This window comes from Rhodococcus sp. ENV425 (genome assembly GCF_002887785.1).
In the GTDB taxonomy this organism is placed as follows: domain Bacteria; phylum Actinomycetota; class Actinomycetes; order Mycobacteriales; family Mycobacteriaceae; genus Rhodococcus; species Rhodococcus aetherivorans.
On sequence record NZ_PCZU01000242.1, the window covers coordinates 4324 to 19794 of the forward strand.

General features: G+C 71.0%; 14 protein-coding genes. 8 read left to right on the forward strand and 6 right to left on the reverse strand.

What is annotated here, in order from left to right; translation table 11 throughout:
- The 4 genes from CQZ88_RS31500 to CQZ88_RS21200 form a co-directional block, all read right to left on the reverse strand.
- Positions 1 to 991: MMPL family transporter (locus CQZ88_RS31500; RefSeq protein ID WP_258008711.1), on the reverse strand; the 991-nt coding region annotated here is incomplete at its 3' end.
- 60 nt (positions 992 to 1051) lie between these two features.
- On the reverse strand, positions 1052 to 2635 hold the full coding sequence (locus tag CQZ88_RS21190; RefSeq protein ID WP_006945824.1) for an ABC transporter permease: 1584 nt from the start codon (positions 2633 to 2635) through the stop codon (positions 1052 to 1054).
- Positions 2632 to 3549 carry an ABC transporter ATP-binding protein gene (locus tag CQZ88_RS21195; protein ID WP_029544763.1) on the reverse strand — a complete coding sequence of 306 codons (918 nt, stop codon included), beginning with the start codon at positions 3547 to 3549 and terminating at the stop codon, positions 2632 to 2634. Before CQZ88_RS21195 ends, CQZ88_RS21190 begins: the two co-directional genes overlap by 4 nt.
- Positions 3550 to 3559: 10 nt before the next feature.
- Positions 3560 to 5101, reverse strand: a complete 1542-nt coding sequence (locus tag CQZ88_RS21200; protein WP_006945826.1) for a multicopper oxidase family protein — start codon at positions 5099 to 5101, stop codon at positions 3560 to 3562.
- A gap of 270 nt (positions 5102 to 5371) precedes the next feature.
- Between CQZ88_RS21200 and CQZ88_RS21205 the strand changes: the two genes are divergently transcribed.
- A complete protein-coding gene (locus CQZ88_RS21205) occupies positions 5372 to 5968 on the forward strand; it encodes a dihydrofolate reductase family protein (RefSeq protein WP_006945830.1) in 597 nt (198 codons plus the stop codon).
- A gap of 10 nt (positions 5969 to 5978) precedes the next feature.
- Here CQZ88_RS21205 and CQZ88_RS21210 read toward each other — a convergent pair whose 3' ends face one another.
- Entirely contained in the window at positions 5979 to 6686 is a 708-nt protein-coding gene (locus CQZ88_RS21210) for a ScbR family autoregulator-binding transcription factor (protein WP_037201809.1), read from the reverse strand.
- 391 nt (positions 6687 to 7077) lie between these two features.
- Between CQZ88_RS21210 and CQZ88_RS21215 the strand changes: the two genes are divergently transcribed.
- The 7 genes from CQZ88_RS21215 to CQZ88_RS21245 all read left to right on the forward strand — a co-directional run bounded on the left by CQZ88_RS21215 (position 7078) and on the right by CQZ88_RS21245 (position 14754).
- Positions 7078 to 7500: a metalloregulator ArsR/SmtB family transcription factor gene (locus CQZ88_RS21215; RefSeq protein ID WP_146034350.1), complete on the forward strand. Its 423-nt coding sequence runs from the start codon at positions 7078 to 7080 to the stop codon at positions 7498 to 7500.
- Entirely contained in the window at positions 7497 to 8546 is a 1050-nt protein-coding gene (locus CQZ88_RS21220; RefSeq protein WP_006945836.1) for a cation diffusion facilitator family transporter, read from the forward strand. Before CQZ88_RS21215 ends, CQZ88_RS21220 begins: the two co-directional genes overlap by 4 nt.
- A gap of 265 nt (positions 8547 to 8811) precedes the next feature.
- A complete protein-coding gene (locus tag CQZ88_RS21225; protein WP_029544755.1) occupies positions 8812 to 9390 on the forward strand; it encodes a carboxymuconolactone decarboxylase family protein in 579 nt (192 codons plus the stop codon).
- Positions 9387 to 10250 (forward strand): RNA polymerase sigma-70 factor, encoded by an 864-nt coding sequence (locus CQZ88_RS21230; protein WP_029544753.1) that lies wholly within the window; start codon positions 9387 to 9389, stop codon positions 10248 to 10250. Before CQZ88_RS21225 ends, CQZ88_RS21230 begins: the two co-directional genes overlap by 4 nt.
- A 79-nt stretch (positions 10251 to 10329) precedes the next feature.
- A complete protein-coding gene (locus CQZ88_RS21235) occupies positions 10330 to 13590 on the forward strand; it encodes an error-prone DNA polymerase (protein WP_102800254.1) in 3261 nt (1086 codons plus the stop codon).
- 11 nt (positions 13591 to 13601) lie between these two features.
- Entirely contained in the window at positions 13602 to 14453 is an 852-nt protein-coding gene (locus tag CQZ88_RS21240; protein ID WP_006945844.1) for a DUF4349 domain-containing protein, read from the forward strand.
- Positions 14446 to 14754, forward strand: a complete 309-nt coding sequence (locus CQZ88_RS21245) for a rhodanese-like domain-containing protein (RefSeq protein ID WP_102800255.1) — start codon at positions 14446 to 14448, stop codon at positions 14752 to 14754. Before CQZ88_RS21240 ends, CQZ88_RS21245 begins: the two co-directional genes overlap by 8 nt.
- 22 nt (positions 14755 to 14776) lie before the next feature.
- Here CQZ88_RS21245 and CQZ88_RS21250 read toward each other — a convergent pair.
- Positions 14777 to 15471: DICT sensory domain-containing protein (locus tag CQZ88_RS21250; RefSeq protein ID WP_308410817.1), on the reverse strand; the 695-nt coding region annotated here is incomplete at its 5' end.

Consider the following 15471-nt stretch of genomic DNA (forward strand, 5'->3'; position numbering starts at 1 on the left):
CGAGTATCGCCAGCAGCGCGGGGATCGCGGTGAGCGAGAGCACCGCCGCACTGAGCACCGCGGCGATCGCGCCGAGGCCCAGCGAGCGCAGCAGCGCCTGCGGGAAGACGAGCATTCCGGCGAACGCGCACATCAGCAGCAGCCCCGAGAACAGCACCGTGCGGCCCGCGGTGAGCACGGTGCGACGGGTCGCGGTCGCCGGGTCGGCACCCGAGTCGAGTTCCTCCCGGAAGCGGCTGACGATGAACAGCCCGTAGTCGATCGCCAGGCCCAGCCCGATGAGGGACGTGACGTTCAGCGCGAAGGAGCTCACGTCGGTGTACATCGTGAGCAGGCGCAGCGTGGCGAGGGCACTGAGGACGGCGAGGACCCCGACGAACACCGGGACCGCCGCCGCGACGAGACCGCCGAAGATGAACACCAGCAGCACCAACGTCACCGGCAGCGCAATCGCCTCCGCGAACAACAGGTCGCGCTCGAGCCGGGTGGTGAATGCGACGCCGACGACCGAGTTCCCCGCGAACTGCGCGTCGACGCCGGGGACCTCGAGCTTCGGCAGCAGGCCCTGGAACGTGGTGACGGTGATCTCCGAGCCGGGCTCGAGGGTGACGGCCGCCGCCGCGCTGCCGCCGTCCTTCGCCAGCAGCAGCTGCTTCGCCGGCGGCGCGGCCGACCAGTAGGAGTCGACCGCATGGGTGGGAACCTCGGCGGCGAACCGGTCGAGCACCGCGGTCACCTCGGGTCCGATGTCGGCGACGGTGCGCCCGGGCGGCGGGGTGTAGATCGCGATGATGTCGGCGGTCTGCGGACCGAAGTTGTCGTCCACGATGCGCTGCACCTCGGCCGATTCGCTGCCGGGGTCGTAGAACCCGCCCTGCGAGAGCCGGCCGAACACCCCGGTGCCCCAGACCCCGGCGAGCACGACGACGAGGACGGCCAAGCCGAGCACCCACCAGCGCCGGTCGACGACGAATGTGGACCAACGGTTCATGTGGTGTGCTCCGTTCGCGGTGACGACCCGATGCTCCGCGACTGTAGTGGCGTCCGGTCCTCAGCCGACGTCCCGGCGCCGGAACCCCGCGAACCCCGCCGCGACGAACAGCGCGGCCACGGCGGTGAGCACGGCGAACCCGAGCCACTGCGGCGGCGCCGCCGTCACCACCGGCACGTGCCGGAACGGACTGATCCCCAGGATCCAGTTCCACAACCGGAACAGCGGCCCCAGGATCGTCAGCGCGAATGCGGCGACCACACCGAGCCAGCCGAGCATCCGCGCCTGGGGCCGGGCGCCGATCACCGCGACCGCCAGCCCGACCAGCACCCACACCGCCGGAATCGTCACGAGCGCCTGCCGGATCAGATCCCCGGCCGGAATCTGTCCACCCCGCGCCGACGAGACGTACGCGAACAGCGTCGCGCCCACGAGCAGCGCCGCCGCGGGGGCGAGCAGCGCGATCCCGGCGTGCGACGCGAAGTACCGGGTCCGGGTCAGCGCCCCGGCCAGCACCGGTTCGACCCGCAGCGCCAGTTCCTCGGCGCGCAGCCGCATCATCACCTGGACCCCGAACACCGCGGCGACGATGCCCATCAGCTGCAGCATCGTCACCACGAAACCGAACACGAGCGAGCCGCGGCCGCTCCCGAGCAACGATCCGAGCGCCGGATTGTCGGCGAAGACATCGGCGAACGTGGTGGACATGAATCCGAACACCACCCCGAGCGCCACGAACACCGTCGCCCACGCAGCGAGCGCACCGCGGTGCAGCCGCAGCGCCAGGCCCCACACGCTCGTCCCCGCGCCGCCCTCCGCAGGCCCGGGTGACGGCGCGATCACGCCGACTCCGAAGTCCCGTCGCGCCTGTACGACGAACGCGACCAGCAGCAGCACCGCCGTCAGCGTCAGGCAGGCCGCCAGCGGCCACCAGTCGTTTCCCGACGCGGGACGGACCTGCTGCATCCAGCCGAGCGGGGTCGTCCAGATCGCCCATCCGTCCGGAGTGGTCACGTCGACGTAGGCGCGGATCAGCAGGCAGGCTCCGAGGATCCCGATCGCGAGGGTATTGGCAGTGGGGGCGTAGGAGCCGAGCTGGGCGGTGACCGCCGCGAGGGCGCCGAACACCAGCCCGGACGCGGTGAACGTCGCGGCCAGCGTGATCGAGTTGGCGACACCGCCGCCGACGAGGATCGTTGCGCCCGCGCAGACGACACCGAGCGCGACGGAGGCCAGCGCCGCCCAGGCGACGGCCGTCGCCAGCCGGGCCTGGCGGCCGACGACGCCGGAGGCGATGAGCTCGGCCTGGCCCGAATCCTCGTGCGCGCGGCTGTTGCGGGTGACGGCCAGGATCGCCATCAGGGCCGCGAAGAACGCGCCGAGCGCCCCGGCCCGCCACGCGTTGAACCCGTCCGCGTACGTCAGGTCGCGAGCCGGACCGAACACGACCCGCAGAGCCGGGTTCGCGCCGAGCGTGGCATCGAGGGTGCGCCGGCTCGCCGCGTCCGGGAACACCCAGCTGTAGGCGAGGACCGACGACACCGACAGCGCCGTGATGAGCACGATCCACGGCGCGACGTTGCCGCGGTCCTGCTCGGCGGTGGCCCGCAGCAGCGGCCGCATCCCCGTCAACGATGCCGTCACGTCGGGGCCTGCCCGTCCCGGCCGTGCCGGTGATAGTGCCGCAGGAACAGCTCCTCGAGCGACGGCGGCGAGACGGTGACGCTGCGGATGTCGTAGCGGCCCAGCGCGGCGAGCACCGGGCCGGCGCGGCCGTGCTCGACCGCGCAGTGCACGCGCGGGCCGTCGATCCGCACGTCGTGGATCCCGGGCAGCGCCGTCAGCGCCGTCGGGTCGGTCACGGGCGCGGCGAGGACCGCGTCGATGGTGGACCGCAGGTCCGCGCGCATGTCCTCGAGGGTGCCGGTCTCGACGACCCGGCCGTCGCGGATGATGCTCATCCGGTCGGCGAGCGCCTCGACCTCGCTGAGAATGTGACTCGACAGCAGGACCGTTCGCCCGCGCTGCTTCTCCCGGGCGATCTCGTCGTGGAACACCGCGGACATGAGCGGATCGAGCCCCGCGGTCGGCTCGTCGAGCAGCAACAACTCCACGTCCGAGGCCAGCGCCGCGACGAGCGCGACCTTCTGCCGGTTGCCCTTCGAATAGGTGCGGCCGCGCTTGGTCGGATCGAGTTCGAACCGGTCGAGCAGGTCCGCGCGGCGGCGCCGGTCGAGCCCGCCGCGTAACCGGCCGAGCAGGTCGACGGCCTCGCCGCCGGTCATGCCGGGCCACAGGCTCACGTCGCCGGGCACGTAGGCGAGCCGCCGGTGCAGGCTCACCACGTCGCGCCAGGGGTCGCCGCCGAGCAGTTCGACGTGCCCGGCGTCCGGGCGGAGCAGTCCCAGCAGGACCCGCAGCGTGGTGGACTTGCCGGCGCCGTTGGGGCCGAGGAAGCCGTGCACCTCGCCGGTGGCGACCTCGAGATCGAGGTCGTCGAGCGCGGTGAATCGTCCGAATCGCTTGACCAGTCCCTCGATCCGGATCGCGGACGTCATGGGACGCACGCTACTCGTGGACTGCGGTGTGGGCGGCCGGTTCGTGCGGCACGTTCGGCTCCTCGCCCGGGGCAACGACGACGAACTGTCCCATCATGCCGTTGTCCTCGTGCCGGAGCAGGTGACAGTGGTACATGTACGGCGTCGCCGGGCCGGGGCGGCCGGCGAACCGCATCAGCAGCCGGACGGTGTGCCCCGGCGCGATGTATACGGTGTCCTTCGGGCCGGACAGCGCGGGATGGCCGTCGCCGAGGACGCGGAAGCTCGTGCCGTGGATGTGGAAGTTGTGGATCGCGCCGCTGCTGTTGCGGACCTCCCACACCTCCGTGGCGCCGGCGGCGACGGTCTGGTCGAGGCGCGCCATGTCCATTTCGCGGCCGTCGATGGTGCCGGAGCCGGTGAGATCGATGCGTCGCGTGACGGTGGGTGTGCCGAGATCCTCGGGGGTGGTCGGTTCCCCGGGCACCGGCGCGCTGGGCGCGAGGGTCCGCGCGGCACGCAGTTCGAGGACGTCGAACTCGTCGTCACCGCCGGAGAACCGGGTCTGCCAGAAGTCCGCGCCCAGGTCCGGCGCCGTGCTGCGGAGCACGGTCGTCGTGCCCGCGGGCAACGCGACGACGATCTCGGCGCGCTCGCCGGGGGAGAGCTGGATGCGGCGCATCGGCGCCGGACGTTCGAGCAGGCCGCCGTCGGTGCCGATGAGCAGGAACGGCAGGCCGGCGTCGAAGGAGAAGTTATAGACGCGGGCGTTGGAGGCGTTCAGCAGCCGCAGTCGGATCCGCTCGGTGGCGACGTCGAGGTAGGGCCGCGGGGTGCCGTTGACGACGATCTCGTCGCCGAGGAGACCGACGGCGGCGAACATCGGCCCGCCGGTGTCGAGCTGGTCGCCGTCGAACCGCTTGTCCTGCACCACGAGTGGGATGTCGTCGATCCCGTATCGATCGGGGAGGGACGGGCCGCCGGCCGGGTCGTCGAGCAGGAACATCCCGGCGACCCCGCGGTAGACGTGGTCGGCGGTGGCGCCGTGCGGGTGCGGGTGATACCACAGCGTTGCGGCGGGTTGGTCGATCGTCCACTGCGGACTCCACGTCGCCCCCGGGGCGATCGGCTGGTGCGGGCCGCCGTCCATCGCGGCCGGCAGGTGCATGCCGTGCCAGTGCAGGGTGCCGGTCTCGCCGAGATCGTTGGTGACGTTCACCCGCACCTGCTCGCCGCGCCCGGCACGCAGCGTCGGCCCGAGGTACGACCCGTTGACACCCCAGGTCCGGGTACCGGGACCGCGACCGATGTCCGTGGTGCCGCGCTGCATGGTCAGATCGAACACGCGGACCCCGTCGGGCGTGACCGTGCTGTCCGCGAGCGGTGGGATGTTCAGCGGACGGTCGAAGGTGACCTGCCCGGTGGTGTCGACCACCGTCGAGTTCCAGGCGTGCACGACGACGCCGGCAGCAATCGCGGTGACGAGGACGATCACGGCGACGACGGCGCCGGACAGTTGCAGCAGTACCCGCTTCACGAGATCGATACTGCTGGGGCGGGCGCGGCGGCACATCCGGGCGCACACCGGAAATCGGAATGGGGGACAACCCCGAAGGGGACCGGCGCGCCTGGGTACTCGGCGGACCGAACGGGAGGTTCCTGCGACGAGCGGGCGGTCGCCGGGCGTGCTACTCGGCCGATGCCGCGGGAACCGCCTTCTCGTCGCGAGTTCCTCCCGGTTCGAGGCCGAAGGTGCGCACGAGGGACGGGAGAGGCGATGATTTCGGGGTGACGCGATGGTCTGTATCGCTGTACACCCCGTCGAGGAACAGGAGCGAGTCCCGTGCGCATCGTGGTCAGTGAGTTCATGAGCTTGGACGGCGTCGTGCAGGCGCCGGGTGGACCGGAGGAGGACACCGACGGGGGCTTCGCCCACGGCGGCTGGTCGTTCCCGTTCTTCGACGAGGAGGTGATGGGGGCGGCCATCGACGAGGCGATGGGCCGTACCGGGGCCCTGCTGTTCGGGCGGCGCACGTGGCAGACGATGGCCGCGGCGTGGCCCGAGCGGGCGGGCGACCCGTTCGCGGATCGGATGAACGCCGTCCCGAAGTACGTCGTGTCCCGGACGTTGCGGGACGCGGATCTGACGTGGAACAACACCACGCTGATCCCCGGCGACGAGGTCGTCGCAGCCGTGCGGAAGCTGCACGAGACCGACGGCGGCGACCTGATGGTCATGGGAAGCCCCACTCTCGTCCGGACCCTGCTCCACGAAGGGCTGGTCGACGAGCTGCGGCTCATGATCGAGCCGGTGATCCTCGGCGGCGGAAAGACGATCTTCCCGGGCGACGGTGTGCAGCGCACGCTCGCGCTGGTCTCCACGGTCACCAGCGGGACGGGCGTGCACGTCTGCACCTACCGCCCCGTCGCCGACGGGTAGGAGAAAAGCGTCAGCGTGCTGTGCGGATCACCGGGATCCGGTCGTGCCGGTCGGCACGGACGATGCCGGGCAGCAACAGCTCCCACATCTGGTCGAGGCGGACCTCGAGGTCCGCGCGGCCGGCGAGGACCATCGACAGGAGATACACCCCGGCGACGGCGGAGACGAGGAACCGGGCGTGCGCTGTCGGGTGCAGTCGGGTGCTCAGCTCGCCTTCGGCTGCGGCGCGTCGGAACAGGCTCTCGAACACTGTGATCCAGCCTCGGTACGCCTCGGGATCGGCGCGTTCGTATTCGCCGGTCAGCCGCAATCCGGCCTGGACGATCAGGTCTTCGGTGAACAACCGGCCCAGCGCATGGGTGAGCGCGACCAGCTGCTCGAGCGCCGGGGCGTCGGTGTGCAGGACCGCGCCGATCGTGGCGAGGGTGCGCTGTTCCTGTTCGGTGATCAACGCCTGGACCAAGGCGTCCTTGGTGGGGAAGTGGAAGGTCAGTGCGCCCTTGGTCACTTCGGCCGAGGCTGCGGCCTCTGCCAGGGCCGTGCCGTGGATGCCGTTGTCGGCGAACAACTGCGCGGCGGCGAGGAGGATCTGTTGTCGTGTCCGGATCGCGCGCTGCTGGGCCGGGCGCCCGGCAGGGGAAGCCGCGGCCGGCGCGTTCGCGTCGGCCGGGGCCGCTGCCGATTCGACGGTCGGTGCACCGACGGAGTCCCGGGGCATCACCACTCCTCGCTTCGTTGTCCGCCCCCACAGCGTGCGTGACCTAGGTGCGGACGGGGGTGTTCCGTTCGGGCCGGCCCCCCGAGCCTGCCCGAACGGAACCTCACCCTCCGCTCCCTGCGGTGCAACCAGAGGCCCGTCCGTGCCGCGGCGCACGCCACGTCCCGGAGGTCTGTCCCTGGAGGCGCTCTCAGCGTACCATCGAAAAACCAATCGTCCGGTTTCGTTAGTGCATCTGCGTCGGTGGGCGGTCGACCTCGTGATCGGCGCCCTCGGTGCTGGTCGGTCTCGATCTGTCGGCGCCCGTTGATGTCCGCTTGTGCAGGGTAGTTGTCAAGAGGCGTCTTGCGCTTCCATGGAGTCCATCACCCGTATTGGATATTATCTGCGTATGAATGCAGATAATGATTCATGTCGGCGGCGGTTGCCGAGCAATCAGGTCGATCTCGTGGTCGAGGTCTTCCGTATGCTGGCCGATTCCACTCGAGTCCAGGTGTTGTGGGCGTTGGTGGATCGAGAGTTGTCGGTCAACGACCTTGCCGAGCATGTGGGGAAGCCCGCCCCGTCGGTGTCGCAACATCTGGCGAAGCTGCGGATGGCGCGGCTGGTGCGCACTCGGAAGGAGGGCACCCAGGTGATTTACCGGTTGGAGAACGATCACGTCCGCCAACTGGTGACCGACGCGGTGTTCAATGCCGAGCATGCCGGGCCCGGCGTTCCCGGTCATCACCGCACCGGCGACGATCTGCGGATTCTGCATGCCGAGCGAGGCGTCGATCCCGCACCGGCACGCACGGAAGGTGGCCGAGCATGAGCCACGCGCCGAAACCGCCAACCCACACCCACAGCCACAGCCACGGTCGTGGGCATGGGCACGAACGCGGTGGCCGGTGGGGTGCCGCGGTGCGGGAGGTGTTCGCTCCGCACAGCCACGACGCGGCGGACAGTGTCGACGACGCGCTCGAGTCCAGCGAAATCGGTATCCGGGCGGTCAAGATCAGCCTGGTCGCGCTGGTTGTCACCGCGGTCGCGCAGTTGGCTGTCGTCGCCGTCTCCGGGTCGGTCGCGCTGTTCGCGGACACGGTGCACAACTTCTCCGACGCGTTGACGGCGATTCCGCTGTGGATCGCGTTCGCGCTCGGCCGCCGGGCCGCCACCCGTCGCTACACCTACGGGTTCGGGCGGGCCGAGGACCTGGCCGGGCTGTTCGTGGTCGCGATGATCACCCTGTCCGCGGTGGTCGCCGGGGTCGAGGCGGTGCGTCGGCTGATCAACCCCGTCCCGATCCAGCAACTCGGATGGGTCGCCCTGGCCGGGCTCGTCGGATTCGTCGGCAACGAACTCGTCGCGCTCTACCGCATTCGCGTCGGCCGCCGGATCGGCTCCGCCGCTCTGGTCGCCGACGGGCTGCATGCTCGCACCGACGGTTTCACCTCCCTGGCCGTGTTGCTCGGCGCCGGCGGCGTGGCCCTCGGGTTCCCGCTGGCCGACCCGATCGTCGGACTGGTCATCACCGTCGCGATCCTCGTGGTCCTGCGCACCGCGGTGCGGGATGTGTTCCGCCGGTTGATGGACGGGATCGATCCCGAACTCGTCGATGCCGCCGAAAGATCGTTGTCCGAAGAGCCCGGCGTGCGCAGCGTGCGCAGTGTGCGGATGCGGTGGATCGGGCACCGGTTGCATGCCGACGTCGAACTCGACATCGATGCCGACACGAGCCTGGCCGACGCGCACCGGTTGGCGCACGAGGCCGAACACACCCTCACCCATGCGGTGCCGAAACTGTCCACTGCGCTCGTCCACGCCTATCCGGCGCACAACCCCGTCGCCGCCGGCAAGTCCTCACCGCATCGGCGGTGACGGACCACCCAGGGAACAAGCGGTGGGGTTCGGCGGCTTCCTTCGGCGAGTCCTCGACGGCCTGGCGGCCTTGTCCGGCGCGAACCCGGGCGATGAGGTGCTCGATGGTGTCCTCTTCGCGGTGGTTCGATCGGCTTGCCGCCGGCCGCGTGCATATTCGTCCTCCTCGGTTCGGCCGTCCGCGGCAACGATTTCCGGCTCGGATGTCACATTCGATTCGTGGCCGGTGTCTCCATGCCGAGAGCACATAACCGAAGGAGGAATCATGACCAGCAGCACCAGGATCCCGAAGGCGGAGCTGACCGGCATCTACGGCGCGCTCGTCAAGCGGATGTCCCGAAGGATGCTCGGCGACGTGCCCGAGGCGGTGGGGGTGATGTGGCACAACCGGAAAGTGCTGAACTTCAGCTTCGGGGTCGGTCGCCGGATTCAGAAGTGGGACCGGTGTGACGAGAACCTGAAGTCGTTCGCCCACATGGCGGTGGCCAGCCTGGTCGGATGCAGCTTCTGTCTGGACCTCGGCTACTTCCATGCCCACAACAAGGGGCTGGACGTGGCGAAGGCGCGTGAGGTGCCGCGGTGGCGCGAGTCGGATGTCTTCACGCCGCTGGAGCGCGACGTCATGGAGTACGCCGAGGCGATGACGCAGACCCCGCCGACGGTCACCGACGAGTTGTCGGCCCGGCTGCTGGAGGCGCTCGGTCCGGCCGCGATGGTGGAGCTGACCGCGTACATCGCGCTGACGAACTTCATGACCCGCTCCAACACTGCACTCGGCATCGAGTCGCAGGGGTTTTCCGCCGCCTGCAACCTCGCGCCGCTCGCCGTAGCGTCGAAGGCATGACCGACGACCCGTTCGTCGCCCACCGCAACCTGCTCTTCACCGTCGCCTACGAGATGCTCGGCTCTGCTGCCGACGCCGAGGACGTCGTCCAGGAGACGTGGCTGCGGTGGGCCGACGTGGACCGGACGGAGGTGCGGGACGCACGGGCCTATCTGGTCCGGATCGTCACTCGGCTGGCGCTCAACCGGCTGCGGGCACTGGCGCGGCAACGCGAGGAGTACGTCGGGGAATGGCTGCCCGAGCCGCTGCTCACCAGTCCCGATGTGGCCGAGGACGCCGAGCTCGCCGAGAGCGTCTCGATCGCGATGCTCACCGTGCTGGAGACCCTCGGTCCGGTCGAGCGGGCAGTGTTCGTGCTGCGTGAGGTGTTCGATACGCCGTACGACGAGATCGCCGAGGTGGTGGGTAAGACCCCGGCCGCGGTCCGGCAGATCGCGCACCGTGCCCGCCGGCATGTCACGGCGCGGCGGCCGCGGATGCGGGTGGACCCGGCCGAGCAGCTGGCAGTCGTCGAGACGTTCATGACTGCCCTCTCGACGGGGGACATGCAGGCTCTGATGGAGGTGCTCGCCCCGGACGTGGTGGCGATCGCCGACGGCGGCGGGGTGGTGCCGGCTGCCCGGAAGCCGATCGCCGGAGCCGAGAAACTGGCGGCGTTGCTGATCCGCTTGGCCAAGGCCCCGGGCTTCGTGGCGGCCGGCACCTGGCTCAACGGGATGCCGGGCGCACGATTCGAGGTCGAGGGCGCTGCCGCTGCAGTGAGTCTGGTGGTCGAGGGCGGCCGGATCACCCGCCTCTACGCGATCAACAACCCACACAAACTGGGGCGGCTGGAGACGTCGGCGGAACTGCGGCGGTGACCGTCGTCCGCGGGTGGTCGGCCGGCCAATCGAACATATGTACGATGAGCGCAGGAGGTCGACCCGAAGGCGGTGACGGATGGGGTGGGGGAGTGGCCCGCCGACCTGGTCGGAGCTCGAACGCGTGCTGTCGGGCCGGCCCCGGCGCGACGTGGAGTTCCCCGGTGACGGCAGCGACAGTCCCGCCTGGTCGCGCACCCGGGGGGAGTACGAACCGCGTGTCCGGCCGCCCGACGGGCCTACCGTGCCCTACGCCGAACTGCACGCCCACTCGGCGTTCAGCTTCCTCGACGGCGCTTCCGGCCCCGAGGAATTCGTGGAGGAGGCGGTGCGTCTCGGCCTCGAAGCCGTTGCGCTCACCGATCACGACGGCCTCTACGGCGTCGTGCGCTTCGCCGAGGCCGCCCGCGAGCTGGGGATGCGTACCGTGTTCGGTGCCGAGCTCTCCCTCGATGCCGGATCGGCGGACGAGACGCACCTGCTGGTCCTTGCGCGGGGGCAGGAGGGGTATCGGCGGTTGTCCCGCGAGATTGCCGCCGCGCACCTGGCGGGCGGGGAGAAGGGCAGGCCCCGCTACGACTACGACGCGCTCACCGGTGCGGCCGGCGGGCACTGGCAGATTCTCACCGGCTGCCGCCGCGGACACGTCCGCCGGGCACTCGAGGTCGGGGGGCCCGAGGCGGCGGGGACGGCACTGCGCGACCTCGTCGAGCGCTTCGGCGCCGATCGTGTCACGGTCGAGCTCACTCACCACGGCCTCCCCGAGGACGACGAGCGCAACGCGCTGCTCGCGGAACTTGCCGACAATCAAGGCCTTTCGTGTATCGCCAGCACGGCGGCCCACTACGCCACGCCGCACCGCCGGCGTCTGGCGACGGCCCTGGCCGCCATCCACGACCGGCAGAGTCTCGACGAGGCCGCGGGGCGGCTCCTCCCGACCGGTGGCGCCCACCTGCGTTCCGGCGCCGAGATGGCACGACTGTTCGCCGCCCACCCCGGCGCCGTCCGTCGTGCCGCCGAACTCGCCCGCGACTGTGCCTTCGACCTGCGGCTCATCGCCCCGAACCTACCCCCGTTCGACGTACCCGAGGGGCACACCGAACTCAGCCGGCTGCGCCAACTCGCCCTGAGCGGGGCGCGGCACCGCTACGGCGCCCCCGAGGACAACCCGGCGGCCTACCGGCAGATCGAGCACGAACTCGACGTCATCGGCCGGCTGAACTTCCCCGGCTACTTCCTCGTGGTGCACGACATCGTCACCTTCTGCAAGGACAACGACATCCTCTGCCAGGGGCGAGGTTCGGCCGCCAACTCCGCCGTCTGCTACGCCATCGGCATCACCAACGTCGACCCGGTCCGCAACGAGCTGCTCTTCGAACGATTCCTCTCCCCGGAGCGCGACGGCCCCCCCGACATCGACATCGACATCGAATCAGACCGCCGCGAGGAAGCCATCCAGCACGTCTACGCCAAGTACGGGCGCATGCACGCCGCCCAGGTCGCCAACGTCGTCACCTACCGCGGCAAGTCCGCCGTCCGCGACATGGCGCGGGCCCTCGGCTATGCGCAGGGCCAGCAGGACGCCTGGAGCCGGCAGGTCACCCGGTGGCACGGCCTGGAACAGGAGACCGACACCGACATCCCCCCGCCCGTCCTCGAGCTCGCCGCCCAGGTCGAGGGCCTGCCGCGCCATCTCGGCATCCACTCCGGCGGGATGGTGATCTGCGACCGTCCCGTCGCCGACGTGTGCCCCGTCGAATGGGCCCGCATGGCGGGCCGCACCGTGCTGCAGTGGGACAAGGACGACTGCGCGGCCGCGGGACTGGTCAAGTTCGACCTGCTCGGACTGGGCATGCTCTCCGCGCTGCACTACATGATCGACCTCGTCGCCGAGCACGAGGGGATCACGGTGGATCTCGCTCGTCTCGACCTCGCCGAGGAGGGGGTGTACGAGATGCTGCGCCGTGCCGACGCCGTCGGGGTGTTCCAGGTCGAGTCCCGCGCGCAGATGGCCACCCTCCCGCGCCTGAAGCCGCGCGTCTTCTACGACCTGGTGGTCGAGGTGGCGCTCATCCGGCCCGGTCCCATCCAGGGCGGGTCCGTGCACCCGTACATCCGGCGCCGCAACGGGCTCGAGCCCGTCACCTACGACCACCCCTGCCTCGAGAAGGCCCTGAAACGCACCCTCGGGGTCCCGCTGTTCCAGGAACAGCTGATGCAGATGGCTGTCGACGCCGCCGGGTTCACGGCCGCCGAGGCCGACCGGTTACGGCGCGCGATGGGGGCCAAGCGTTCCACCGCGAAGATGGAACGGCTGCGCGGCCGGCTCTACGACGGCATGCGCGAGCGGCACGGCATCACCGGCGACGTTGCCGACCGCATCTACGAGAAGCTCTATGCCTTCGCGAATTTCGGTTTCCCCGAAAGTCATTCGCAGAGTTTCGCCGCCCTGGTGTTCTATTCCGCATGGTTCAAGCTGCATCATCCGGCGGCGTTCTGTGCGGGCCTGCTGCGCGCGCAGCCGATGGGGTTCTACTCGCCGCAGTCCCTCGTCGCCGACGCCCGCCGTCACGGTGTCGTGGTCCACGGGCCCGACGTGAACGTGGGCCTCGCCCACGCCACCACCGAGAACCGGGGCCGGGAGGTGCGTCTCGGCCTCGGCGCGGTCCGCCACCTCGGTGACGCGCTCCCCGAACGGATCGTCGCCGAGCGCACGGCGCACGGCCCGTACACGTCGTTCCCGGACCTGTCCCGGCGCGTCGAGCTGAGCACCGCCCAGGCCGAGGCCCTCGCCACGGCCGGCGCCCTCGGGTGCTTCGGCATCACCCGCCGGGAGGCGCTGTGGTCGGCGAGCGCCGCAGCGGCGCAGCGGCCCGACCGGCTACCCGGCGTCGGCGCTTCGACGCAAGCCCCCGCGCTGCCCGGCATGAGCGATGTCGAACTGGCCGCCGCGGACGTGTGGGCGACGGGAGTCTCCCCGGACAGCTACCCCACCCAGTTCCTGCGGCCGCAGCTCGACGCGCTCGGCGTCGTGCCGGCGGCGCGGCTGCTGCAGGTCCCCGACGGGGCCCGGGTGCTCGTGGGCGGCGCGGTCACGCACCGGCAGCGTCCCGCGACCGCCGAGGGCGTGACGTTCCTCAATCTCGAGGACGAGACCGGGATGGTGAACGTGGTGTGCTCCGTCGGCTTGTGGGCGCGGTACCGCACGCTCGCGCACACCGCACCGGCGCTGCTCGTGCGCGGGCGGGTGCAGAACGCGGAGGGAGCGGTGACGGTGGTGGCGGACCGGTTGCAGCGCATGGATCTGCGCATCATCGGAAAGTCCCGCGACTTCCGTTAGCATCCTGCGGCATGCGACGCCCCCTGGTGCTCCTGCTCGCCCTGCTCGCGTGGTTCCTGGCCGGATGCGCCGGAGGCGGCGAGGGGCCGGCTGACGGTGGGCCAGGTGACGGGGCGCCGCCGCAGCCCTCCCTGTCCGACGGCACCCGCGAATCCGCGCCCGCGGACGCGCAGGCCACCGCGCGCAAGGAGATCGTCACCGGGCACCTGGTTCTGCGTGCCGACGATCCGATCGCGGCCGGACGACAGGTGGTGACGCTCGTCGAGGCCGCGGGCGGCCGGGTGGATTCGGTCACCGAGCAGCCGGGCGCCGGCAGCATGCTGACCGTCCGGGTGCCGGCGGACCGGCTCACCGGAACGATCGAGGACATCCGCGGTCTCGGCGAGGTGACCAGCCTGACGACCACCCGCGAGGACGTCACGCTCCAGTACACCGATCTCGAGGCGCGGATCGCGGCCCTGCAGTCGTCGGTGGACCGGCTGCGCGCACTGATGGCCTCGGCCGCGAGCACCGCCGACCTCATCGAGGCCGAGAACGCGCTGGCGCAGCGCCAGGGCGAACTCGACGGCCTCGTCGCCCAGCAGCGCTACCTCGCCGACCAGATCGAGCTGTCCACCCTGACCGTGGACATCTCGGCAGAGCGCCGCGCGGACCGGGACAGCTTCTGGGACGGAGTCCTCGCCGGATGGGACGCGTTGCGCTCGGCGCTGGCCGGGTCGGTGGTCGCTTTGGGGGTGGCGCTACCGTGGGTGGGGTTTCTCGCCGTGTGCGCAGCCGTCGTCTACGTGGTAGTCCGGCTCCTCGCACGGCGCGGCAAACCGGAACCAGCCCCGAACCCGGAGAGGAACGACCAGGATGCGTGAGGTCGGCCTGGCCGCATTGGACACCGCGCTCGCCGCCGGTGCACCCGTCATCGACGTCCGTGAGCGCGACGAGTACCTGCAGGTGCGGGTGCCCGGCGTGACGCTCATCCCGCTCAGCGAGTTCGTCGCCCGCGCCGACGAGATCCCGGAGGCCGACACCGTCTACGTGATCTGTGCGGTCGGAGGACGTAGTTCGCAGGCGGCCAGCTATCTCGCCGGACGCGGCATCAACGCCGTGTCGGTGGCCGGCGGCACCGTGGCGTGGCAGCAGTCCGGCCGCGACATCGAAGCCGGGGTCTGACCGGCCGTCGCCCCGGAGGCGGTCACCCGGTCCCGCGCCGAGCGGCGGGGGAGGGGCCGCGCCGCAGGATCGAGCGGGCGCAGCGCACCACGGTCGGACGGTCGTAGGACACGACGTAGTCGAACTCACGGTCCCCGGCGGGATGCCGATGGTGGGTGCTCACCGCGGAGAGCACGCCCGCGAAGTGTGCCCCGAGGACCACGACGTTCCACTCCTCGGCCAGCGGGTCCGCCGGGTCGAGGGGCGTGTGGACGACGCCGGACTCCACACCGGCCTTCATCCCCACTGCGTAGGCGCCGGCGTGGGCGACGCCCCCGGCCATGCCCGACCAGCGGGATCGGGTGGAGGCGCAGAAGTGGTCGAGGTGCCGGAACGTGCCGAGCACCAGGGTGTCCGGACCGGCGGTGGCGGCGTGAGCTTCCAGGGTGGCGGTCATCCGGGCCAGCAGATGCTCGGTGCTGCGCACCGGGACGCGGCCGGACGCCACGGTGGCGTAGGGGGTCGGCGTCTCCACGTCGGGTGTGCTCCACGTCGGGCTCGGCGGGAAACGCTCGGCGGGCTCGGCTCGCAGCGCGGGCGGATACAGCCGGCCGAGGCCGTGGGTGGCCCCGAGTTCGAGTGCCCGCCGCCGGTGCCGGAGTGAGTCGACCCCGTCGGCCACCAGGACAGCGCCCGTACGTTCGACGTGCGCGGCCACGGCATGGAGGGTGGGCGCGA